This window comes from Polynucleobacter sp. UB-Siik-W21 (genome assembly GCF_018687415.1).
GTDB lineage: Bacteria > Pseudomonadota > Gammaproteobacteria > Burkholderiales > Burkholderiaceae > Polynucleobacter.
Map to the genome: position 1 here is coordinate 1,438,246 of NZ_CP061289.1, position 23,080 is coordinate 1,461,325.

The following is a 23,080-nucleotide window of genomic DNA, read 5'->3' on the forward strand; positions in this document are numbered from 1 at the left end:
CTGAATAGGTATACCCTAGCATTGTAGAAACAAATCCTCGGTATTGCTAAGATAGAGCTTAATTAGATAAATGCTAATCCAAAAGAGCAATCAATAAGGGTTCACAGTGCCAATCATTACCAATATCGAAGACTTACGGGTTCTTCACCAAAAACGTACCCCCAAGATGTTTTATGACTATGCAGATTCAGGGTCTTGGACAGAGTCTACCTATCGTGCGAATGAATCTGATTTTCAGAAAATCAAATTACGTCAACGTGTCGCAGTCAATATGACCAATCGCACCACCAAAACAACGATGGTGGGTGAAGAGGTGGCTATGCCAGTAGCACTAGCACCCACTGGTTTAACTGGTATGCAACATGCAGATGGCGAAATTCTGGCAGCAAGAGCTGCTGAAAAGTTTGGTGTGCCCTTCTGCTTGTCAACGATGAGCATCTGCTCGATCGAAGATGTGGCAGAACGTACTACCAAACCCTTTTGGTTTCAGCTTTACGTCATGAAAGATCGCGGCTTTATTGAGCGCCTCATTGAGCGTGCAAAAGCAGCGAAGTGCTCCGCCCTAGTCTTAACACTCGATTTGCAAATCTTAGGTCAACGTCATAAAGATTTAAAGAACGGCTTGTCTGCCCCTCCAAAGCTAACGATCGCTAATATGATGAATATGGCCACGAAGCCACGCTGGTGCTTAGGAATGGTGATGACTCCGCGCAGAACATTCCGCAACATCGTCGGTCACGCTACTGGTGTAGGCAATATGTCTTCACTCTCCTCTTGGACTGCGGAGCAATTCGATCCAGGTTTGAACTGGGGCGATGTTGAATGGATCAAAAAACTCTGGGGTGGCAAGCTCATCATCAAAGGCATCTTGGATGAAGAAGATGCGCGCCTCGCAGCAAACTCAGGCGCTGATGCATTAATCGTCTCAAACCATGGCGGTCGCCAACTCGATGGTGCGATTTCGAGTATCCAAGCGCTACCCAGCATTGTGAATGCCGTAGGCAAAGATATTGAAGTCTGGATGGATGGTGGCATTCGCTCTGGCCAAGATGTTTTAAAAGCATGGGCATTGGGTGCGCGCGGTACGATGATTGGGCGCCCCTTTCTCTATGGCCTAGGCGCCATGGGTGAGGCTGGCGTGACTAAATGCCTTGAACTCATCCACAATGAGTTAGATATCACTATGGCATTTACAGGTCATCGTGATATTCAGGATGTGACTAAAGACATTTTGTATCCGGGAACTTTCTAAATTTCTTATCTCCTTAACCACCCCGCTTTAGTCTTTGGGATTGCATTTCTGTGCTTCGCTTTATCTGTTCTTTTTGGTAACGCAGTACTGAGTCGCTTTCGCACGAAAGACACCGAAACCTCAGAAGACCTCGGTGTCATTCAAACGGCAACCCTGACCTTACTGGCACTCATTATTGGCTTTACTTTCTCAATGGCGATTGACCGGCATGACAATCGAGAGACTCTCGAAGAAGGTGAAGCCAATGCTATTGGTACTGAATATCTCAGGGCGGATCTTCTACCGAGCAAGGCTTCCGCTAGAACCAAGGACCTCCTCAATCAATACCTTGATCAGCGCATTCTCTTCTACTCAAGACAAAGTAAAGATAAAGTTCAGGAGATACAGCAAAAGACCGATGCACTTCAGAATGCCCTCTGGGTTGAAGTGCTAGAGGTCGCTCGTTCACAGCCAAGCCCCACTATAGCCCTGGTCATTTCAGGCATGAATGATGTTTTAAATTCTCAAGGATATGTACAAGCCGCCTGGTGGAATCGAATCCCCTATCCTGCCTGGGCCCTCATGTCAGCAATTGCCATATGTGCAAACATGTTGGTTGGCTTTGGCGCCCGCAATTTTAGAAAAAATGTAGGGCTTTTCATGATCTTCCCTTTTGTGACATCGATATCTTTCTTTTTAATAGCAGATATTGATAGTCCGAGAGGTGGCGTGATCCGCATTGAACCACGCAATCTCATGACTCTGAAACAAAATTTAAATCCCAAGATGGTCATCACCAATCCATCTTCAACCAATCATTAAGCTACACCCTAAATAGGCGGTAATCATGAAACGTGTTGTTGATGTGTATAAGAACCGCGGCCGCGAGTTGGTATGGACTTACGTTATTCACCTACAAAATGATGATGAGTTTCATCCTGGCCAACTCGATTTTGAGGTCGAAGCGCTACGGCTATCTCTGCTGGATAAAAGAGGCCTGCTGAGCGAACTTAGCGCCAAAGTAAGGCTAAATTAACCCTGGGATACCCAGAAATAGGGGAAATTACCCATAGTCTTGTTATTGCTAATGAGAGTCATTATCATTTATGATGAATCATTACCTCAATAACGCCTTACTATGTCTAAATCACAATATCACCCTGCTTCCATCTTTCTTCACTGGTTTGTATTCCTTCTCGTCATCGCAGCATTTATTGCTATTGAATTAAAAGGTCAGTTTCCTAAAGGGAGTGAGCCCCGTGAACTTTGTAAAACAGTTCACGGTGTGATTGGGCAGCTCATTTTTTTAGCCATGGCCCTTCGCCTCATGGTTCGCTTGGTTTATGGCGTTCCTAAGCCTACTAACCCCAAACCGATATTGACTTCTTTTGCTCAAGCAATGCATTGGCTCATGTATGCCCTGCTATTGATATCGCCCATCTTTGGCATGCTTTATTTCCAATACGGTGGCAAAGAAATCCATTTCTTTGGATTGGTATGGCCTCAGCTACTAACCCCTAATCCGGAGATGAAAAAACTCGTTGAAGGAATCCATGAGTTTTTAGGAAATTCACTTTACTTCCTGATTGGCATTCATGCTTTAGCTGGCTTGTGGCGACATTACATTATTAAGGACGACACCCTGCGTCGTATGCTCAATAAGATCAAAGCCCCCGCTTAAGGACTTTTAAAGATGAAACCGCTTTCTAAAAAAGCCAAGATGGCTGTTGGATGGACGATTTTGATGACCGTAGTAGGCACCGCTATGTTGCATCAATGGCAATTCTTTGCAATGGGTTGTGCCTCGCTTGCTTTATTACTAGTAGCTAATCACTACGACCTTCTCAAAGACCCCGAAGACAAAAAATAAACCCCACCGATAAGAGTGGGGTTTATTCAGTAGCTTCATGCGCTTACTGTCATTGCTCTAGAGCGTTGGGTAATCGGTATAACCCGCCTCTTGACCGCCATAGAAGGTAGCGCGGTTATAGGGATTCAGAGAAGCATTACTTTGGAAGCGCTCAACTAAATCTGGATTAGAGATGTAGAGACGACCGTAAGCTACTGCATCAGCCAAACCTGCTTCTAATACTTTTTCGCCCATTGCCTGATCGTAGCCACCAGCAGTGATAAATTGCCCCTGATAGGCTTTACGGAAAAGCTCTGAAGTCACTGGCGCATCCTCATTTACCTGATCTCCGCCACCAGCACTGGTAGCGCGTGGCTCAATCATATGGACATAAGCCAAGTTGTAAGTATTTAACTTCTGGATTGCTGCAGTAAATAGCGCCACTGGATCGCTATCAGCCATGTCATTAAAGGTGCCATAAGGTGAAAGACGAACGCCAACCTTATCACTGGGAAATACTTTACTGACTACATCAATCACTTCGCCTAATAAACGCAAACGATTGTCGATTGAGCCGCCATATTGATCGGATCGTTGATTGGTTTTATCTTGCAAGAACTGATCCAATAAATAACCATTGGCAGAATGAATTTCAACCCCGTCAAAGCCTGCAAGCTTTGCATTCTGAGCGGCCGCTGTGTACTCTTTCAAAAGACGCGCAATATCATCTAAGCTCATTGCCTTGGGAGTTTCGTAGTCGTGCAACTTCCAATCAGCGCCATAAGTTTGCCCTGATGCAGCAATGGCCGAAGGAGCCTCCGGTACGCCCTGCTCTGGATGTAATGAAGAATGAGAAATGCGCCCCACATGCCACAACTGCGCAACGATAGTGCCACCTTTGGCATGCACAGCGTCAACAATTTCTTTCCAGGCAGCCGTTTGCTCTGGCGAGTAAATACCCGGCGTTGCTGGATAACCCATTCCCAAAGGGGAGATTTGCGTTGCTTCTGTAATGATGAGGCCAGCACTCGCACGCTGCGCATAATAAGTCTTTGCCAGTGGATTTGGTACGTCACCTGCTACTGCACGCATCCTTGTCAGTGGCGCCATGACCAGGCGATTCTTTAATTGAATAGAACCCAGTTTTACTGGGGTAAACATAATTTCTTTTCCGGACATTAAATACTTTCTTTATGAATGATGAAACAACAGGGGTGACTCTAACAATGTTTACTATTTCGTGCAGGGCTTACTTTGACTTTTGAAGATTGATACCAAAGCGCTCCCGAATACAAGCCGATAGTGCAGCAAACTCTGCGAGGTGGGCAGTAGACGATCTTGCAACCAAAGCAATGATCCGTTTTGGCGCAGGTGCAGCCATGGCTTTGGCAACCAAATCGCTGTTATTGAGCAGACTACTTTTCACGGCCATCTCTGGTAGCAAAGCAATCCCAAAACCAGATTCAACCATTTGCAACAAGGTCAACAAGCTAGTCGCTTCCATGCCCTCATCCTTCCGAATGTCTGCTTTTTTGCATGCTTGCAAGCTATGCTCGCGCAAGCAATGCCCCTCTTCTAAGAGCAATAGTCGCTCCGCCATTTTGGCAGGCAAAGTAACCTCTTTGCCTTTGAGTGCTGGATCACCCTCGCGAGCTACCAACCAAAAGTGATCATCGAATAATTCTTCTACTAGCAGACCGCTGACATCATAAGGCAAGGCAATTAAGGCGAAATCCAATTTATGCTCAGCCAACCTAGATAACAAGTTCGCTGTTAAATCTTCTCGCAAAGTAATTTTAAGGTCTGGAAATCGTTTACGAACTTCTGGTAACACTGTAGGCAGTAAGAATGGTGCAATCGTTGGAATCACCCCTAACCGAATGGTTGCTGTCATGGGCTTACCCGAAGCACCCGCATACTCCACTAAATCTTCAGAGGCCGTCAAAATTAATTTAGCGCGCTCAAGAACCTCAACACCCGCAGGAGTGATAGAAACATTTTGGCGATCACGCTCAACTAGCTTTATCCCCAAACCCTCTTCTAATTCTTTTAAGCCAGCACTGAGAGTAGATTGCCCGACAAAACAGGTCTCAGCGGCACGAGTGAAATTCAGCTCTTTAGCTAAAGCCACCAAATAATTCAGCTGTCTTAATGACGGTAAATACGCCATGACGCCTCCTTATCGATTAATTTGATTAATAATAGCATATTCATTCATTGGAATGATATCAAAATACCCTCTGCAACAAGCTGTTGAGGCTCAGCAAGAAATAAAGCGGAATTAAATTTAAACTCATCCTTCAACATCAAAGGAACCAAAATGAATTCTTGGCAATGTATCGTATGTGGCTTTATCTATGATGAAGCAAAAGGCCTTCCAGAGGATGGGATTGCCCCCGGTACCGCTTGGGCGGATGTACCAGATAACTGGGAGTGTCCAGATTGTGGAGTATCAAAATCTGACTTTGAAATGGTGCAGATTTAATCATCGAATCTATTTCGATATCTACATTGCATCACCACAATTAACGCATTACTAGGGAGTCCAGCTTGGATCAAAATAATTCGAAATCCTCATCTGCTATTGTCATTGTTGGTAGCGGATTGGCTGGATATACCGTCATACGCGAAATCCGGAAACTCGATAAAGAGATTCCTATTACGCTTGTGACAAAAGAGCCGGGATACTTTTACTCCAAGCCAATGCTCTCAACTGCGCTAGCTGGAAAAAAAGAGGCAGCTCAATTAATTTCTACTCCAGCAGAGGCTATGGCAAGCCAATTAGGGCTCAACATCTTGTCTGAAACAGATGTGCATGCGATCGATAGCGCCAAGCAAATCATCAACACGAGTAAAGGTGAGATCACTTACCGTCAACTCGTCTTGGCTCTGGGCGCAGATCAGATTCACCTCCCACTTCAAGGCAATGCCGCTCATGAAGTATTGACTGTCAATGATCTTGAAGACTATGCAAAGTTTCGCAATGCCATTTCAGGCAAAAAGAAAGTCGCTATTTTGGGTGCCGGACTAATTGGCTGCGAGTTTGCCAATGACTTAGTGCTAGGCAGCTACGAAGTCGATGTCATTGACTTGGCACCTCAAGCTCTTGGACGCTTGATTCCAGAGATGGCAGCAAACGATTTGCAAAGTAAACTAAGTGCTGCTGGAGTGCGTTGGCATTTCAACACCACTGTGCAATCCATCGATCGCAATAGCAATGAACTCAATATCACTTTAGCCAATGGCACTCTGATTGCTAGCGATGTAGTGCTGTCAGCTGTGGGACTAAAACCTCGCCTTGATCTTGCTAAAGCAGCTGGCATAGCTACCGGCATTGGCATTCAAGTCAACCGAGAATTAGAAACCAATGCACCCCATGTATATGCACTAGGTGATTGTGCTGAAGTGGAAGGTCTGGTGCTGCCTTATGTGATGCCGATCATGCAAGCAGCTCGAGCATTGGCAGTGACGCTGACTGGTCAACGTACTGCCCTCACCTATCCTGCAATGCCCGTGATGGTGAAAACACCGGCATTGGCTACGATCGTTTCGCCCCCAGCCAAAGGTGTCGCTGGGCAGTGGAAAACCAATCCCGTTGAAGGCGGACTAGAAGCGCGCTTTGAGTCTGATGATGGCAAGCTTTTAGGATTTGTACTGATGGGCACAGCGACTGCACAGCGTGGTGCCCTCACTAAGGAGTTGCCCGCTATTCTGGCCTAGCGTTTTTACGCTTACCCTTTAGGGAATAAAAAAGGCCCGCATCGCGGGCCTTTTTACTAATGCGAACTCAGAGTGATTATGAAACGATCACGAACCAAGTAGTGTTATGTGATTGTGCAGACATCAAGAACAACATTGGCACTGAGAGCACTGTGTTCAAGCGGGATGTCAACATCGCAACGCGAGCAGATTTTGCTTTGACATCAGCTTCAACAGTTACGATGCCAAGAGCACGTTTCTGATTAGGCCAAATGATGAACCATACGTTGAAAGCCATTATTAAGGCAATCCACATGCCCAAGCCAATCGCACGGAATGGTGCTTGCAATGTAAACGCTTGATGGAGGTAGCCATTCAAAGCAGCAACAATCAAACCAGTCACTACCGTGAAGAGTGCTGCGTAACGAAACCAAAACAATGCTGTTGGAGCAATCACTTTACCAATGGCTGGCTTTTGCTCATCCGGGATTTTTGGCATAGATGGAATTTGCACAAAGTTGAAGTACCAGAGCAAACCAATCCACATCACACCAAACATCACGTGCAACCAACGGAATATGAATGGCAATTCAGCAGAGCTAAAGTTACCGCCCAAAGCGAGAATAATTAAAACGAGGAGCACAAAACCAGCCAATACTGTGCGTCCCAATGAGGTCAAAATTGAAGCCATGAAAGGATCTCCTAGATATAAGAATGCGCTGTAACTATAAACGATTCTGCTGATTTTGTTCGGGTAGCCAAAATTCCATCATTCTTACCCAAAATTGTCACTTCGATAGTGACTTCGCCCAGTTTGGGGCGCAAAATAAGCAAAAAACAGCAACCAAACGAGACGATATATGCCTGCCCCATCTTTTTTCAAAACACTGATTTACCTCACACTCACAGCATTTACTTACATCTCTAGCGTCTACGCTCAGGAATTTCCACCTAAGAAGACCATCACGATTGTGGTTGGCTTTGCAGCCGGCGGATCTGCTGACAGTGCAGCTCGTGTGATTGCCAAAAAATTAAGTGAAGATCTTGGACAAAATGTGATTGTGGACAATAAGCCCGGTGCTGGTGGCAACATTGCGCATGCTTATACCGCTACTGCACCAACTGATGGATCGGTCATCCTCTTTGGCTCCATCGGACCACTGTCTATCGCACCGCATCTGATGAAATTGCCCTATGATCCCCAAAAAGATTTAGCCCCCTTAACGATGGGGGTTACCTTCCCGAATGTCTTGGTGGTAATTCCAGAGCTGGGTGTCAAGAACTTTAAAGAATATATAGCGCTAGCCAAAAAGAATCCTGGCAAGATTACTTTTGCCTCTACAGGTAGTGGCTCTGCATCTCACTTACAGGGCGAACTCTTAAACGTACGTGCTGATATTGATACCGTTCATGTCCCCTATAAAGGTGGCAGCCCAGCGATGGTCGATCTTCTAGGTGGCCGAGTCTCTTCTTATTACTCTGCTCTAGCGACTGCTGATCCCTATATCAAAAATGGCAAGCTCATTCCGATTGCGACCACTGGATTAAAACGCGCACCCACCCTTCCCAATGTCCCAACGATTGCAGAGTCAGGCTATCCAGGATTTGATGCCAGTAACTGGTATGCATTTGTAGCACCAGGAAAAACGCCTGACATCATTTTAGAGAAGTGGAATAAAGCGCTAGTAGCAGCGCTGAAAGATAAGGCCACTAGTACGCAATTAGCCGAGCATGGCTTAACGCCCAATCCAGGCAGCAGAGAAGACTTACAAAAATACATTGCGAGTCAATCTGCGATGTGGGGCAAGATCATCGCAGATAAAAAGATCACTGATGAGTAAGCTCTGCAGAGTTACTCAAAGCTAGCGCTATTGGTAATAAATATTTACTGAGCAGCCCAACCGCCATCCATATTCCAAGCTACGCCACGAACTTCCGAGGCGTCAGGACCACAGAGAAATACCGCAAGCGCGGCTAACTGCTCTGGAGTTACAAACTCTCCAGACGGTTGCTTCTCCGATACCAAGGCAGTCTTAGCGGCGTCATTAGAGATGCCTTCACGCTCAGCGCGAGCGTCTACCTGCTTTTGTACCAATGGTGTCAATACCCAACCTGGGCAAATCGCATTACAGGTAATACCAGTGCGGGCATTTTCAAGTGCAGTGACTTTGGTTAAACCAATGATGCCATGCTTAGCAGCGACATAAGCTGCCTTCTGAGTCGACGCAACCAAGCCATGAACAGAGGCAATATTAATAATACGGCCCCAGTTACGCTGTTTCATTCCCGGCAGCGCATGATGTGTCGTATGGAATGCAGAACTTAAATTAATGGCAATGATGGCATCCCATTTATCTGTTGGGAATTCTTCAATATTGGCGGTGTACTGAATACCAGCGTTATTCACCAAAATATCCAATGAGCCAAAACGTTTTTCCGTTTGCGCAATGAGATCTTTAATCTCGGCAGGCTTACTCATATCTGCGCCGTGGTAATCCACTTCGACCCCACAGGCCTTGATCTTGGCAATCGCTTCCTCTTTTTCGCCAAAGCCATTGACCATGATGTTGGCACCTTGTTTTGCTAAAGCAATGGCCATACCCAAACCAATACCGCTAGTAGATCCTGTCACTAGGGCTGTTTTACCTTTTAATGAATACATATCGATTTTTACCGTATCAAGTTAACCCAAAGACTAGCCCAAAAAGGGTTTGCCTAAAAACTTGATGTTACAGGATGTGCAAACCCCCATTCGGGGTTATGCACCAAGGTCAGGAGAAGCCTTGAAAAATTAGATTTTCTTGAGCGCCCGCAGGATCTTCTCACAGGTAATTGGCTGATCAAACACTACAGTATTAAACGGCAGCAAAGCATCGTTGATAGCATTTTGGACTGCGCCAGGAGCACCAGCAGTTCCGGCTTCACCAGCCCCTTTGGCACCCAGCTTAGAAGATTGGGTTGGGGTTTCTACGTGAGCCACCTCAATATCTGGCATCTCGTTTGCCATCGGCACAAGGTAGTCAGCCATACTGCCATTACGCAGCAAACCACTCTCATCGTAGAGGCACTCTTCAAAGAGCACGCCACCGATACCCTGAACAATCGCGCCGCGAACTTGCTCATCGACCAACATCGGATTAAGTACACGACCACAGTCTTCTACCGCCCAATGTTTGAGGAGCTTCACAAAGCCGGTATCAGGATCTACTTCCACATAGGATGCTTGTACGCCGTTGGTAAAGATGAATGGATAATCTTTTTGGGTGTAATGGCGAGTCACCATCAAGTCTGCAGAAAAGCCCGCTGGCAAAGTATCGGTCCGGAAATAGCCAATGCGGCCGATTTCACTAAAGGGCAATAACTGTTCACCAGTTGCTTTATCCAAAACATGACTGCGATGCACGCTTAACTCAGCAACCGGACGATTCAAAATCGCACCCGCCAGTTTCAAAATATTTTCTTGCAATGCTTGGCAGGCCAGCAATACTGCTTCGCCACCAACGCCAGCCCCACGGGAAGCCCAAGTACCGCCGCCGTAAGGGGTGACATCGGTATCGCCAGTAACAATACGTACTTGATTGATAGATACACCTACAGCATCCGCAGCAATCTGCGCATAGATACCTTCTGTGCCTTGACCTTGTTCACCAACGCCTACTAATACGGAAACTACACCACTAGGATCTAAACGCACTGAAGCGCCATCTTGAGACGCAATACGCGCACCACCTACTCCATAGAAAGCAGGGCTTGGGTTAGTGAGCTCAATTAAAGTTGCAAAGCCAATACCACGATAGATACCCTTCTTACGTAACTCTGCTTGCTCTTTGCGCAAAGCTGAGTAGTTCATCATCTTTTCAATCGTACGCAAACATTGTTCGTGTGAGAGTACTTCTAACTTGATGCCCGAGATTCCAGAACAGGGATAAGCATCATCAGGAATCACATTGCGCTTACGAAACTCTAGCGGATCCATCTGCAACTTTTGAGCAGCCAAATCTACCAAGCCCTCGGTCACTGCACACGCAATCGGATGACCGACTCCACGGTATTGGCAAGTGGGGGTTTTGTTCTGAAACACCACATCTAAATGCGCACGATAATGTTGGTGCTTGTAAGGACCACCAACCAAGTTCACTACTTGGTTACCTTCAATCGCACTGGTCCTGGGGAACATGGAGTATGGTCCAATACCCGTTAGGTCATGAATCTCAAAGGCTAAGATATCGCCTGCTTTATTAGCCGCAATTCGCCCTTTAATGCGGTGCTCACGAGCATGAATATCGCTCGTAAAAGATTCCAAGCGATCGGCCACAAACTTCACCGGGCGCTCCAGCATCATAGCCAAACCGACGGTCGCAAAATCATCAGGATAGGCGTGCACCTTGATACCAAAAGATCCGCCAACGTCTTTACAAATTACATGCACATCGGATTCAGATAAACCAAACTGACGGCAATACAAGTCTTGCATCATATGCGGCGCTTGTTGCGAGTGATACACGGTCAGACGACGCTCACCCGGGTTGTAATCTGCAATTTGGCAACGCGGCTCTAGGGTTACGCCAGTGTGGCGCCCAAAACCAAAAGTAGCTTCAGCGACAACATCTGCAGTCGCAAAGGCTTCATCAACATTACCAACATCTAAGCTGCGGGTGAAGCACAAGTTGTCACCCAATTCTGGATGAATCAATGGCGTCTTCGGATCCAACGCGGACTCCATAGAGATCACAGCAGGCAATTCTTCCCACTCCACATCAACGAGTTGCAGGGCATCTTCTGCCTGCGCCCTTGTCTCTGCGACCACGGCAACTACCGGCTCACCTTGCCAGCAAGCCCTATCAATTGCAAGAGCATGCTGAGGTGCGGATTTCATACCAGCTAAGTGACCTAGGGTAGCAACCCAAGGCTTACAAATTTTTGCCATCTGAACGCCATCAACGATTGCTAGAACTCCTGGCATCTTGCTCGCTTGCTCAGTATGAATTTTGCCGATCTTCATATGGGCTACTGGTGAACGCCAGAAGACCACGTGGCCCATGCGTGGCAATTGAATGTCATCAATATAAGTACCTTGACCTTCCAGCAAGCGACGCGCGCTATGTCTTGGTTCGCTATTACCGATGTAGCGTTGATCGTTAGTAACGGGATCGAGAACGAGTCCCTTTAAATCGCTTGGCTTATTCATAATACGTTTCCTAAATCCCTTATCCCTTAAGCGTGAGCAACGACAGGTTTAATTTTTTGACCCTTAGCACGAGCCTCTAAAACATCGACAATCGCATCAACGATAGAGTGATAACCAGTGCAACGACAATAATTTCCAGAGATCCATTCGCGGACCTCCTCACGACTAGCCTTAGGCTGCTTTTCAATCAGTTCAGCAGCCGCCAGCAACATCCCCGAAGAGCAGAAGCCGCATTGCATAGCGTTATGGCGCATAAACGATTCTTGAAGATCAGCCAGAGCACCGCTTTTTGTTAGACCTTCAATCGTTTCAACTACGCAGCCATCAGCTTGCACTGCCAAATATAAGCAACCGCGGATGATTTGACCATCCACCTTGACGGTGCAAGCACCGCAAGCGCCCTGCTCGCAACCGAGATGTGGGCCTTTAAGATGTAAATCCTCGCGGAGAAAATCAACCAAATGACGACGTGGCTCAATTTCTGCATTGACAGCAACACCATTCACCGTCATCGATACTTTTTTCTTCAAGCTCATTTTCAAATCTCCGAACAATCTGAGTAATTAGGCAAGCATGTGCTTGAGACCACGCTCAAGCAATATACCAATCAAATGGGTCTTCGCTTCTGCACTATTGGTAATATCTGCAATCGCATCTATTTCTTCGCGCGCACTTGCTACCGCCTGTGCAATCAACTGATCATTTAAAGACTGCCCATTGATCAAATCTTGCGCAGCACTTGCCATTACAGGTGTAGCACTTACTGAGAAGAAGGTAAATGCGCAGTGACTTAATACGCCCCCTTGTTTCTCAGCCACCGCTGCCAAACCAGCGACCGCGTAATCGCCATGACGCCTTGCTAGTTCGTGGAAGTAAAAAACTTGATTGCTAGTAGCCAGTGGAATTTCAGTAGCGACCAGAATTTCATCTGGCTCTAACGAAGTGGTGTACAGATCAATAAAGAAATCTTTGGCAGCAATTTTGCGCTCGCCACTAGGCCCATGAATCACCATAGTGGCTTGTAAAGTCAAACTGCAAGCAGGCCATTCCGCCGCAGGATCGCCATAAGCGAGTGAGCCGCCCCATGTTCCTAGGTTACGAATCGCTCGATGCGCAATATGAGGCGCCGCAGCTTTTAAGAGTGGTGCGTGTTTTGCAACTAAAGCAGAATCTTCGATTTCGGTATGGGTTACTAAAGCGCCAATCCGCAGTTTGTCGCCTACAACAGAAATACCCTTGAGCTCGGCAACATCGGTAATATCAATCAAGATGCTTGGCTCTGACAGTCGCATATTGAGCGTAGCCAGAAGTGTTTGTCCGCCAGCAATTAATCTCGCGTCATCACCGCCTTGCTCCAGCAAAGACAAAGCATCACTTAAAGCCTTTGGCTTTACATAGTCAAATGCTGCTGCTTTCATTCTGTCTCCTCCACCGCTAATTGAAGTAAGCCTTTGTGGCTCTTTTGATTTCTACTTTTAACTACTATTTTATTTTTTGAACTACTTTTTTATTCACTACCAGCGCCAGACTCCAGCGCCACTGTCTCCCCGCCTAATTCTTTTGCAAACTTTTGAAAAAAGTCATCTGCAATCTTTTTTGCGGAAGCGCTAATTAAGCGCCCGCCAATCTGACCTAACTTTCCACCAATGGATGCTTCAGTTGTATAGGAAATTAAGGTGCCACCTTCAGCAGCTTTGAGCTCGACGCGTGAGCGTCCTTTTGCAAAACCGGCAGCGCCTCCTGAACCTTCGAATGCCATAGAGCAGGATTGATCTGGAATCACATCACTGAGCAGTAACTTGCCCGAGAAGCGGGCTCTGACAGGCCCAATCTTGAACATCACCCTGGCATGGACTTCTTCTGGCGATATACGGCTGATCTCTTCGCAACCAGGAATGGATTTGGCAAGCACATCAACATCGTTCAATCCTCTCCAGACATCAGGGATCGATGCGGCTATGAGTTGTTCGCCATTGAGTTCCATTTAACTTCCTTGGGGTTTGTACGGATAGAGTGTTATCTACCAACTGTTCAACAATGTACCATTATTTAACTTTTGGTCAATAAGTCCAAATTCGGATAAACCCTGAGAATCCATGCGTTTTACTGAAGATAGCGTTTCCAGCCCAGAGCAAGCCGAAAATTCGGCAGAAATACTCATACCGGCACGTCGCAGAATGAATACCGCCGATCGAAAGCGCCAAATTTTGGATCGAGCGATTCAGTTTTTTGCTAAATACGGTATTGAAGCTCAACTGCGTAATCTCACCAAAGAATTGGGCGTTACCCATACCCTGCTCTATCACTACTTCCCCACTAAAGAAGCCTTAATTCAAGAAGTCTACAAAGAGGTTTTCGAATCCCGCTGGAAACCCGAATGGGAAGCATTGTTAGACGATCACAATCTGACGCCAGAAGAAAAGTTCAATGCCTTTTATTTGGATTACACCAAGACAGTACTCACTTACGACTTTGTGCGGATCTTAATCTTTTCAGGGTTAAGCGATCAATCAATTAGTGACCGCTTCTTTGAGCTCTTGCGCTCACGCTTGTTGCCGCGACTGATTCGTGAAACACGCAAATACTGCAATCGACCAGTAGAGCCAAAACCAACCGAGCGCGAGCTTGAATTCTTGATGGGCCTGCATGGCGGTATTTTCTATATTGGCATGCGCCGCTGGATCTATGGCCAAGCCATCTATGCCCCGAGCATTCCAAATTCTGAACAGGAAATCATTCGCGACCGCGTTGAGTCCTACTTACATTCCGCTAAAACTTTATTTGCTTAAATGAAAAGGTCATCATGTCCAATCTAAGCCTCAATCACTTCTCGATCCGTAGTCTAGAGATTGAAAAAACAACAGAATTTTTCAGTAAGCTGCTGGGCTTAACCATAGGCCCAAGACCAGAGTTTCCTTTTCCTGGTGTATGGCTCTACAACGGCGACGATAGCAGCTGGGCAAACGCAGTACTGCATTTGATTGCGATTGATAAGAATGATCCAGATGGTTTAAAAAAATATCTAGGTGATCGTGATACCAGCTCACTTCATGGGTCAGGTGCGGTTGATCACATCGCCTTTTTTGCAACTGGCCTAGAAGAAAAAATTACCTTGTTGAAGCAACTCAAGGTTCCTTATCGTGAGCGCACGGTTCCCATCTTAAAACTTCACCAAATCTTTTTGGATGATCCTAACGGTGTGGTGATTGAGCTCAATTACCCTGCCGAAGAAAAAACAGCCTTAGATGCGAAGGCTGCATAAGGAATTAGCCATGGCAAAAATACTAGTGGTTGGCGGATCCTTAGGCGGTTTATTTGTAGCAAACATCTTGCTACGCCAAGGTCATGACGTCACCCTTCTAGAAAAAGCGACTGGCTCCCTTGATGGTCGAGGCGCAGGCATTGTGACGCACGATGCCCTTGCCCAAGCTTTACGTGCCGCTGGTGTAAGCGTTGATCACACACTAGGGGTACCAGTAACTCAACGCGTTACCCTAGGTTCAGATGGTCAAAGTCTAGGTGAGATGGAGTTGCCACAAATACTCACATCTTGGAGTCGTCTGTATCACATGCTGAAGGAAGCATTTCCAGTAGAGCGCTACTTGCAAGGCAAGACTGTCAAAACAGTAATGCAAGATGCCAATGCAGTAGAGGTGCATTGCGAAGATGGCAGTCAATACAAGGCAGAATTATTAATTGCGTCTGATGGCATTCGTTCAGGTGTTAGAGCACAAGTTGCCCCAGATATTCAACCTGAATATGCTGGCTATATTGCTTGGCGCGGTGTCTGTGATGAGGCCTGCCTCTCGCAATACACGCTAGAGACGCTATTTAATCGTTTTGGTTTTTGCCTTCCTAATGGAGAGCAGATGCTCGGTTATCCCGTAGCCGGATCTGGCAACGATACCCGCCCAGGCAAACGTCGCTATAACTTTGTTTGGTATCGACCCGCTTCTGAGCAGGAAGAGTTGGTTAGCTTACTCACCGATGATGATGGTCATTACTACCCTACTGGCATTCCCCCATTAAAAGTTTCCTGGAAACACATTGCCCATATGCGCAAAGTCGCTCGTGATATTTTGGCGCCACAGTATGCAGAAATTTTAGAAAAAACGGCGTCTCCTTTTTTGCAAGCTATTTACGACGTGCGCTCTGAGCAAATTGTATTCGGCAGAATTGCCTTGATGGGTGATGCGGCATTTGTAGGTAGACCCCACGTTGGTATGGGTGTTACCAAGGCAGGTGATGAGGCTATCGTGATTGCAAAACAGATTGAAACCCTGGGCGCCACCCCGGAAGCTTTGCAAGCCTATAGCGCTGAGCGCCTCAAATTAGGCCAACAAGTAGTAGCGCGAGCCCAGTATTTAGGGCGTTATATGCAGTCTCAGGGTAGCAAAGGAACAAGGGATGCCGATAATCTCAAACGGAATGCCGGTACGGTCATGGCAGAAACTGCCATCGACATTAGCGATTTATTAGCCCAAGGGAAAGCAGTGCCTGAATCTGCCCATTAAAAGGCGCATTCAGTTAAGATTTGATAAACAAAAAGTATTCTTATTTAAACAAGTTTTATATGGAGGAGACAACCATGAAACAAAAAGTAACGAATCAAACTAGAAGAAAGATGTTGATTGGCGGCGCTGCTGCTGCAAGCACCCCACTTTGGCTCAACGTTGCCAATGCCCAAGCCGAAACTATCAAGATTGGTTTTCCAACTCCATTGACTGGGCCATTCTCTGCTGAAGCACAAGACCAAGTCAAAGCTGCTGAATTAGCTATCAAAGAATTCAATGATGCTGGTGGATTTAATGGTCGTAAAGCAGAACTTCTAGTGCGTGATGATAAGCTCAATCCTGGTGAAGCTGCTACTCGCACACTCGAATTGATTGAAAAAGATAAAGTGAATTACGTGGTTGGCTCACTTTCTGCCGCTACCCAGCTCTCCATCAATGCCGTATGTAAAGAGCGCAAAGTACTCTTTAACTCCATCAGTCAATCTGATGCGATTAACGAAGTAAAAGATTGGAGTGTCTATACATTCCATGAAGCTTTGAACCCAACCATGACAGCGGGTGCAGTAGCGCGCTACTCCATTCCCCGTTTCGGTAAAAAGATTGTGTTCCTCACCGCTGACTATGCGTACGGACATGAGATGGTGCGTGCGTTTGAGCGTGCTGGTAAAGAAATGGGTGCCACTACCTTGGCTGATATTCGTCATCCATTGGGTGCATCGGATTACTCAGCATTCTTGCCACGCATTAAAGCCTTGAACCCTGATATTTTGGTGCTCTGTAACTTCGGACGGGATTTGGTAAATGCTGCCAAACAATGTACTGACTTTGGTCTGAAATCGAGCATGAAGATCGTGACACCAGTCTTGTTGTACACCTCACGTTTAGCAGGTGGTCCAGAGGCGTTTGAAGGCATCATCGGTGGCACCTCTTACTACTGGGGTCTAGAAGATCGTATTCCAACAGCCAAAACATTTAACGATGCTTTCCGCAAGATGTATAACGGCTCTGTTCCATCCGATTACGGTGCATTAGGTTACGCTGGCGTGAAGAGCGTATTGGCATCGGTCAAGATTGCTAAGTCCACCGACACTATGAAAGTAGTGAGTGCGATGGAGAACCTCAAGTACGACTGGTACAAAGGTCCTGAGTACTATCGCAAGTGCGATCACCAAGCAGTTCAAACCGTCATCATCGTAGAGTCTAAATCTAAGAATATGAAAGACAAATATGATGTCTTCAATATTTTGACAATTGAGCCTACTACTGAGAAGAACATGCGCTCCTGCGCAGAGTTAGGTCACAAAGCCTAATAGCAAAATCAGGGAGGATCAGTTGATCTTCCCTGAACCACTCCCCTTGCACCTAGTGGTCTTGGGGAGTTTTTCTGAGTACATTTATGACTGGTCTGACGTTTGAACTTTTATGCATGCAACTGCTTACGGGAATTGCCCTAGGCAGTATCTATGCGCTTTTAGCACTGGGTTTGTGCCTCATTTTTGGCATGCTCAACGTAGTGAACTTTGCCCATGGCGCTTTTTTTATGGTCGGCGCTTTCTTGGGCGTGTATTTCTTAGGTGTCACTGGCAACTTCTGGTTTAGCTTAATCCTCACACCTTTGCTCACTGGATGTCTTGGCTTGGTAACGGAACGCTTCTTAGTAAGACCGCTTTATGGTCGTGGACTAGACTACCCGCTGCTGCTCACTTTTGGTCTGTCATATGTATTGATTGAAGTCATGCGCGTGACATTTGGTATCGAAGGCTTACCCTCCATCACTCCTGATGGCTTAACTGGCACCATGAATGTTGGCATTGGTTACTTCCCCAAATACAGACTCTTTTTGATTGGTGCAACAGCACTCATTATTCTTGGCGTTTGGTTCTTGATTCAAAAGACACGCTATGGCCTCATTATTAAAGCAGGCGCGGCTGATCAAGAGATTGTTAAAGTACTCGGGGTCGATATCGCCAAAGTATGGCTCTTAGTGTTTGGTCTGGGCTGTGCTATTGCTGGCCTGTCAGGCATCCTGGCTTCACCAACCCGCTCCGTCAACCCAGAGATGGGTATTCCCATTTTGGCGGAGTCATTTGTGGTGACTGTAGTTGGCGGCATGGGCTCACCTGTTGGCGCTGTGGTTGCGGGCTTATTGGTTGGAGTGGTTTACAGCATGACCTCCCTCTTCTTTCCTGACCTATCCGAATTATCTATTTTTGTATTGATGGCCGTTGTCTTGTTAATTCGACCACAAGGCCTCTTTGGTAAAGCGGGGGCGATGGGCTAAGGCTCCGTATTTTATGAATTTATTTTTCCAACTCATCGCTCGTCATCGCGTTTTAGCGAGCACCCTGTTCTTAGCGATCTTCCCGTTCATCATGCCGTATGAGGCGCTGGCAATTAATATCCTCATCTTCGGTTTATTCGCCATGGGCTTTAACCTGCTGTTTGGCTACATGGGCTTGCTCTCATTTGGACACGGAGCCTTTTTGGGTATTGGCAGCTACCTTACTGGTATCAGCATCGTTCACTATGGCTTAGGATGGGCCACTGCCATCTTGGTAGGCGTGATTGGTGCTGCAATTGGCGGACTCATCATGGGCTTTTTAGCGATCCGCACTCGGGGAATTTATTTCTCGATGGTGACATTAGCGCTTGGCCAAATTGTCTATTACATCTTCTATAAAGCAGAAAGTCTGACTGGCGGTGAAAATGGTTTACGTGGTGTCCGCGTCGACTCATTCAACATCTTCGGTATCCCAGTTGACTTCCTCAACCCCATGGTGAAGTACTACATCATTCTCTTCTTCGTAGTCATTGCGATTTGGTTGATCTCCCGTATTTTGAACTCACCGCTAGGTGCAGTCATGGAAGCCATTCGTGAAAATGAAAAACGAGCAGCAGCCTGTGGCTTTGATGTCGCTAGAACTAAATTGCTCGTATTTGTATTGTCAGCTGCCATTTGTGGATTAGCTGGATCATTACGAGCCCTACACCTTTCCATTGTTCCGATTGATTCCTTGCATTATCTGCAATCTGGTCAAGCGGTGATGATGAGCATCTTGGGCGGCATGGGCACCTTCTTTGGTCCATTTGTAGGTGCCGCAGTGATGCTCTACCTTGAAGACGTTGTTACCACCTTTACAAAACATTGGATGGCAGTGGTTGGCCTAGTATTTATGTTCTTTGTGCTGTTCTTCCCTAAAGGTATCTGGGGAACCATTCTGAGCAAGCTACAAGTTAATCGGGATTTAAAATAATGAATAGCGCAAGCACTCCTATTCTTGAAGCGCGCAATGTCAGCAAGAGCTTTGGTAAATTCAAAGCACTACAAAATGTTTCTACTAGCTTTATGCCTGGAACATTAACCGCGATCATTGGCCCCAACGGCGCAGGGAAGAGCACTTTCTTTAACGTCTTAAGTGGCGCATTCCCTCCGACTAGCGGAGAAATCCTCTTTAATGGCAAAGATATTACTGGCATGCAGCAACATGAGTTTGCACGTATTGGTATTTCTAAAAGCTTTCAGATCACGAATGTTTTTAAGCAACTGACCGTTCATGAAAATGTCCGCGTAGCTGCACAAATGGAAACAGCCCGCTATAACTTTCTGCGAAATGCTCAAAGCTATCCAGGTCCGATTGAGCTCGCAGACCAACTTCTGCACCGCGTGAACTTAGAGCATCTGCGCAATAAGAAAACGGGTGATCTTGCTCATGGTCAACAACGGGCTCTAGAAATTGTGATGGCTTTAGCTTGCAATCCCAGCCTCCTCCTTTTGGATGAGCCTACTGCAGGCATGTCCCCTGAAGAGACCTTAGTCATGATGGAACTCATTCGTACTTTGGCTAGCGAGCGCACCGTCATTTTGGTAGAACACAAGATGAAACTTATTATGGGCTTATGCAAGCGCATCATCGTGTTACATCATGGTGAATTTTTAGCTGAGGGCACTCCCGAAGAAATCCAAAATAATGCTGAGGTGCGTCGGGTGTACCTCGGTCATGGTTAATTGAAGGTTCCTTATGTTGCACATTGAAAACTTAAACGCTTGGTATGACCGCAGTCACGTCTTGCAAGGCATCTCACTTGAAGTAAATAAAGGAGAAATTGTGACCTTAATGGGTCGCAATGGTGCCGGTAAGACCACTACCCTGCGCTCACTCATGGGCTTGCTCTCTAAACGTCAAGGCAAAGCCTCAATCGATGGCACATCCTTTTTAGATCTGCCTGCACATGAGCGCTTTCACTTAGGTCTGGCTTATGTACCAGAAGACCGCCGCGTTGTTCCAGGTTTGACTGTTAAAGAAAATCTGGAGTTGGGTGTGATTGCCCAAAAGAGTCGTGGTGATATGAGCGCTTTAGTAGATGAAATTGCTGAGACCTTTCCTAGGTTGAAAGAGCGTCTTCAACAGGATGGCACTTCCATGTCGGGTGGAGAACAACAAATGCTCGCCATTGCTCGCGCCATGATTGCTAAACCAAAAGTCATTTTGCTCGATGAACCCTCTGAGGGCATCATGCCAGTCTTAGTAGAAGAAATGTTTGAGCTCTTTGCAAAACTGAAGCAGCAAGGTTTAACGATTCTGTTAGTTGAGCAAAATGTCCAGCAAGCTTTGAGGATCTCTGACCGCGCTTATATCTTGGATCAGGGAGAAATTGTGTTTCAGGACACCGCCCAGAATCTTCTCAATAACGAGGAGATCCAACAGAAGTATTGCGCTGTTTAGTTCGCTGCTTAGTTAGCTTTTGAGTTAGCCACTTGGTTGATGATTAAATCAAGTGCAACCAATGGCCTAACTGGTGCCAAAAGCTCTCAGGCACCAAGGACAACAACCAAGTTAATATTAAGTAGCGCAGCATCTTGCCGAAAAACATATACATCAGGCACGATTTCCAAGGCAGTCTTAACCACCCTGCTGCAACACACAAGGGGTCACCAAAACCGGGTAACCAAGAAAGCAGCAGCATCTTTGGTCCCCACTCTCCAAGCCAAGCTTTTAGACGACTATCTGTAGTTTCAGCAATGGATTTAATGCGACTGCGAGCGAGCAATCCCAGCCACCAATCCAGCATGCCTCCCAAGGTATTGCCAACCGTAGCCACCAGTATTGCCACCCAATACAAATGGGGATTGAGAGAGATGTAACCAAAGAGAATGGGCTCAGAGCCAACAGGAAGTAGGGTTGCTGAAACAAAGGCGCTAATAAACACTGCTGGAAGACCCACCGAGGGCATGCCAAACCATCCAAAAAAATGCGTGAGTGCGTGCTCCATGAAACGCATACCCCTTTGAGTAACTTTGTTGGGATTGGTTTAATCCCATCTAGGCTATTTTGCCCTGTTTTGTGGATTCTTCATGATTTTCAAATCTTGCTTAAACTAATGCCTTTACAGCAAAAGCAGCACCCATCTTATAAAACGAGAGATTCATGAATCACCCCATTCCCAAGCCTGATCAATATCAAGATATGCGCGAAGCCTTACGCGACCTCTGTAATCGCTTTGATTCGGCTTACTGGCAAAAGATTGATCACGAACGTGGCTATCCAGAGGCATTTGTAACAGCGATGACTGAGGCGGGTTGGTTGGCCGCACTGATTCCAGAGGAATATGGTGGTTCCGGATTGGGCTTGGCAGAAGCTTCTGTCATCATGGAGGAAATTAATTTTTCTGGTGGCAACTCTGGTTCATGCCATGGTCAGATGTACAACATGGGTACGCTACTTCGCCATGGTAGTGAAGCTCAGAAAAAAATGTATCTACCGAAGATTGCCAGTGGCGAGTTGCGCTTACAAAGTATGGCGGTGACTGAACCAACAACAGGTACCGACACCACTAAGCTCAAAACAACTGCAGTCAAAAAAGGTGATAAGTATGTCGTGAATGGTCAGAAGGTTTGGATTTCTCGTATCCAGCACTCAGACCTCATGATTCTCTTGGCGCGCACCACCCCTATTAATGAAGTACAACGTAAATCTGAAGGGATGTCGATTTTTATCGTTAATCTCAAAGATGCTATTGGTAAGGGCATGGAAGTCAGACCTATCGCCAATATGGTGAACCATGAAACCAACGAAGTCTTTTTCGATAACCTAGAAATTCCTGCAGAAAATCTCATCGGTACTGAAGGTCAAGGTTTTAAATACATATTAGATGGCCTCAATGCAGAACGTGTGCTCATTGCTGCTGAATGTATTGGTGATGCCTACTGGTTTATCGATCGTGCACGTCGCTATGCCAATGATCGCGTAGTATTCGATCGCCCGATCGGCAAAAACCAAGGTATTCAATTTCCGATTGCTGATAGCTATATCGAAACAGAAGCAGCCAACTTAATGCGCTTTAAGGCTTGCGAACTCTTTGACAGTCATCAGCCCTGTGGTCCTGAAGCTAATATGTCAAAGTACCTCGCTGCCAAAGCCTCTTGGGAAGCGGCCAACGTTTGCCTCCAAACCCATGGTGGTTTTGGTTTTGCAAATGAATACGATGTAGAGCGTAAATTTAGAGAAACTCGTCTTTATCAAGTAGCCCCGATTTCAACAAACTTGATCTACTCTTATATTGCTGAGCACGTTCTTGGCCTACCAAGATCTTTCTGATTC

At 46.3% G+C, this 23,080-nt stretch carries 26 protein-coding genes; 17 read left to right on the forward strand and 9 right to left on the reverse strand.

Features of this window, described 5'->3' with window-relative positions; all coding sequences use genetic code 11:
- Positions 1-106 precede the first annotated feature (106 nt).
- The 5 genes from C2756_RS07480 (at position 107) to C2756_RS07500 (ending at position 3,101) form a co-directional block, all read left to right on the forward strand.
- Positions 107-1,252, forward strand: coding sequence for an alpha-hydroxy acid oxidase (locus C2756_RS07480; protein WP_215318328.1), 1,146 nt, complete (start codon positions 107-109; stop codon positions 1,250-1,252).
- A 192-nt stretch (positions 1,253-1,444) separates the two neighbouring features.
- Positions 1,445-2,053: a hypothetical protein gene (locus C2756_RS07485; protein ID WP_251369955.1), complete on the forward strand. Its 609-nt coding sequence runs from the start codon at positions 1,445-1,447 to the stop codon at positions 2,051-2,053.
- A gap of 25 nt (positions 2,054-2,078) precedes the next feature.
- Positions 2,079-2,267: a hypothetical protein gene (locus tag C2756_RS07490; protein WP_215295156.1), complete on the forward strand. Its 189-nt coding sequence runs from the start codon at positions 2,079-2,081 to the stop codon at positions 2,265-2,267.
- Between the two features lie 102 nt (positions 2,268-2,369).
- Positions 2,370-2,912, forward strand: a complete 543-nt coding sequence (locus C2756_RS07495) for a cytochrome b (RefSeq protein WP_215318329.1) — start codon at positions 2,370-2,372, stop codon at positions 2,910-2,912.
- A 12-nt stretch (positions 2,913-2,924) separates the two neighbouring features.
- On the forward strand, positions 2,925-3,101 hold the full coding sequence (locus tag C2756_RS07500) for a hypothetical protein (RefSeq protein ID WP_215295160.1): 177 nt from the start codon (positions 2,925-2,927) through the stop codon (positions 3,099-3,101).
- 57 nt (positions 3,102-3,158) lie between these two features.
- On the opposite strand, the gene C2756_RS07505 is transcribed toward C2756_RS07500, so the two are convergent.
- Both C2756_RS07505 and C2756_RS07510 read right to left on the reverse strand, forming a co-directional pair.
- Positions 3,159-4,259, reverse strand: a complete 1,101-nt coding sequence (locus C2756_RS07505) for an alkene reductase (RefSeq protein WP_215318330.1) — start codon at positions 4,257-4,259, stop codon at positions 3,159-3,161.
- A gap of 70 nt (positions 4,260-4,329) precedes the next feature.
- Entirely contained in the window at positions 4,330-5,250 is a 921-nt protein-coding gene (locus C2756_RS07510) for a hydrogen peroxide-inducible genes activator (RefSeq protein WP_215318331.1), read from the reverse strand.
- A gap of 150 nt (positions 5,251-5,400) precedes the next feature.
- Here C2756_RS07510 and C2756_RS07515 point away from each other — a divergent pair, with 150 nt between their 5' ends.
- Positions 5,401-5,565, forward strand: a complete 165-nt coding sequence (locus C2756_RS07515) for a rubredoxin (RefSeq protein ID WP_215295166.1) — start codon at positions 5,401-5,403, stop codon at positions 5,563-5,565.
- A 65-nt stretch (positions 5,566-5,630) separates the two neighbouring features.
- Positions 5,631-6,800, forward strand: coding sequence for an NAD(P)/FAD-dependent oxidoreductase (locus tag C2756_RS07520; RefSeq protein ID WP_215318332.1), 1,170 nt, complete (start codon positions 5,631-5,633; stop codon positions 6,798-6,800).
- 76 nt (positions 6,801-6,876) lie between these two features.
- Here C2756_RS07520 and C2756_RS07525 read toward each other — a convergent pair whose 3' ends face one another.
- Positions 6,877-7,470 (reverse strand): urate hydroxylase PuuD, encoded by a 594-nt coding sequence (locus C2756_RS07525; protein ID WP_215295169.1) that lies wholly within the window; start codon positions 7,468-7,470, stop codon positions 6,877-6,879.
- A 169-nt stretch (positions 7,471-7,639) separates the two neighbouring features.
- Here C2756_RS07525 and C2756_RS07530 point away from each other — a divergent pair, with 169 nt between their 5' ends.
- A complete protein-coding gene (locus tag C2756_RS07530) occupies positions 7,640-8,620 on the forward strand; it encodes a tripartite tricarboxylate transporter substrate binding protein (protein WP_215318333.1) in 981 nt (326 codons plus the stop codon).
- A 44-nt stretch (positions 8,621-8,664) separates the two neighbouring features.
- Here the strand turns inward: C2756_RS07530 and C2756_RS07535 are convergent, their stop codons facing one another.
- The 5 genes from C2756_RS07535 to C2756_RS07555 all read right to left on the reverse strand — a co-directional run bounded on the left by C2756_RS07535 (position 8,665) and on the right by C2756_RS07555 (position 13,951).
- Positions 8,665-9,441 (reverse strand): 3-hydroxybutyrate dehydrogenase, encoded by a 777-nt coding sequence (locus C2756_RS07535; protein ID WP_215318334.1) that lies wholly within the window; start codon positions 9,439-9,441, stop codon positions 8,665-8,667.
- Positions 9,442-9,570: 129 nt separating this feature from the next.
- Positions 9,571-11,967 carry a xanthine dehydrogenase family protein molybdopterin-binding subunit gene (locus tag C2756_RS07540; protein WP_215318335.1) on the reverse strand — a complete coding sequence of 799 codons (2,397 nt, stop codon included), beginning with the start codon at positions 11,965-11,967 and terminating at the stop codon, positions 9,571-9,573.
- A 26-nt stretch (positions 11,968-11,993) separates the two neighbouring features.
- Positions 11,994-12,503: a (2Fe-2S)-binding protein gene (locus C2756_RS07545; protein ID WP_215318336.1), complete on the reverse strand. Its 510-nt coding sequence runs from the start codon at positions 12,501-12,503 to the stop codon at positions 11,994-11,996.
- Positions 12,504-12,530: 27 nt separating this feature from the next.
- Positions 12,531-13,385 carry a xanthine dehydrogenase family protein subunit M gene (locus C2756_RS07550; RefSeq protein ID WP_215318337.1) on the reverse strand — a complete coding sequence of 285 codons (855 nt, stop codon included), beginning with the start codon at positions 13,383-13,385 and terminating at the stop codon, positions 12,531-12,533.
- 89 nt (positions 13,386-13,474) lie between these two features.
- Positions 13,475-13,951 carry a CoxG family protein gene (locus C2756_RS07555; protein ID WP_215318338.1) on the reverse strand — a complete coding sequence of 159 codons (477 nt, stop codon included), beginning with the start codon at positions 13,949-13,951 and terminating at the stop codon, positions 13,475-13,477.
- Positions 13,952-14,063: 112 nt separating this feature from the next.
- Between C2756_RS07555 and C2756_RS07560 the strand changes: the two genes are divergently transcribed.
- The 8 genes from C2756_RS07560 to C2756_RS07595 all read left to right on the forward strand — a co-directional run bounded on the left by C2756_RS07560 (position 14,064) and on the right by C2756_RS07595 (position 21,205).
- Positions 14,064-14,756 (forward strand): TetR/AcrR family transcriptional regulator, encoded by a 693-nt coding sequence (locus C2756_RS07560; protein ID WP_215318339.1) that lies wholly within the window; start codon positions 14,064-14,066, stop codon positions 14,754-14,756.
- 14 nt (positions 14,757-14,770) lie between these two features.
- Positions 14,771-15,229: a glyoxalase gene (locus tag C2756_RS07565; RefSeq protein ID WP_215318340.1), complete on the forward strand. Its 459-nt coding sequence runs from the start codon at positions 14,771-14,773 to the stop codon at positions 15,227-15,229.
- 10 nt (positions 15,230-15,239) lie between these two features.
- Entirely contained in the window at positions 15,240-16,481 is a 1,242-nt protein-coding gene (locus tag C2756_RS07570) for an FAD binding domain-containing protein (RefSeq protein WP_215318341.1), read from the forward strand.
- Between the two features lie 74 nt (positions 16,482-16,555).
- Positions 16,556-17,791 (forward strand): ABC transporter substrate-binding protein, encoded by a 1,236-nt coding sequence (locus tag C2756_RS07575; protein ID WP_251369956.1) that lies wholly within the window; start codon positions 16,556-16,558, stop codon positions 17,789-17,791.
- 116 nt (positions 17,792-17,907) lie between these two features.
- A complete protein-coding gene (locus C2756_RS07580) occupies positions 17,908-18,762 on the forward strand; it encodes a branched-chain amino acid ABC transporter permease (protein WP_251372017.1) in 855 nt (284 codons plus the stop codon).
- A 13-nt stretch (positions 18,763-18,775) separates the two neighbouring features.
- A complete protein-coding gene (locus C2756_RS07585; RefSeq protein ID WP_215318342.1) occupies positions 18,776-19,735 on the forward strand; it encodes a branched-chain amino acid ABC transporter permease in 960 nt (319 codons plus the stop codon).
- Positions 19,735-20,487 (forward strand): ABC transporter ATP-binding protein, encoded by a 753-nt coding sequence (locus tag C2756_RS07590; protein ID WP_215318343.1) that lies wholly within the window; start codon positions 19,735-19,737, stop codon positions 20,485-20,487. The genes C2756_RS07585 and C2756_RS07590 overlap by 1 nt, the downstream gene beginning before the upstream one ends.
- A 13-nt stretch (positions 20,488-20,500) precedes the next feature.
- Positions 20,501-21,205: an ABC transporter ATP-binding protein gene (locus C2756_RS07595; protein ID WP_215318344.1), complete on the forward strand. Its 705-nt coding sequence runs from the start codon at positions 20,501-20,503 to the stop codon at positions 21,203-21,205.
- A 43-nt stretch (positions 21,206-21,248) separates the two neighbouring features.
- On the opposite strand, the gene C2756_RS07600 is transcribed toward C2756_RS07595, so the two are convergent.
- A complete protein-coding gene (locus tag C2756_RS07600; RefSeq protein ID WP_215295194.1) occupies positions 21,249-21,752 on the reverse strand; it encodes a YqaA family protein in 504 nt (167 codons plus the stop codon).
- A gap of 155 nt (positions 21,753-21,907) precedes the next feature.
- Between C2756_RS07600 and C2756_RS07605 the strand changes: the two genes are divergently transcribed.
- Complete coding sequence (locus C2756_RS07605; protein WP_215295195.1) at positions 21,908-23,077, forward strand: acyl-CoA dehydrogenase family protein; 1,170 nt, start codon at positions 21,908-21,910, stop codon at positions 23,075-23,077.
- The last annotated feature ends 3 nt before the right edge of the window (positions 23,078-23,080 follow it).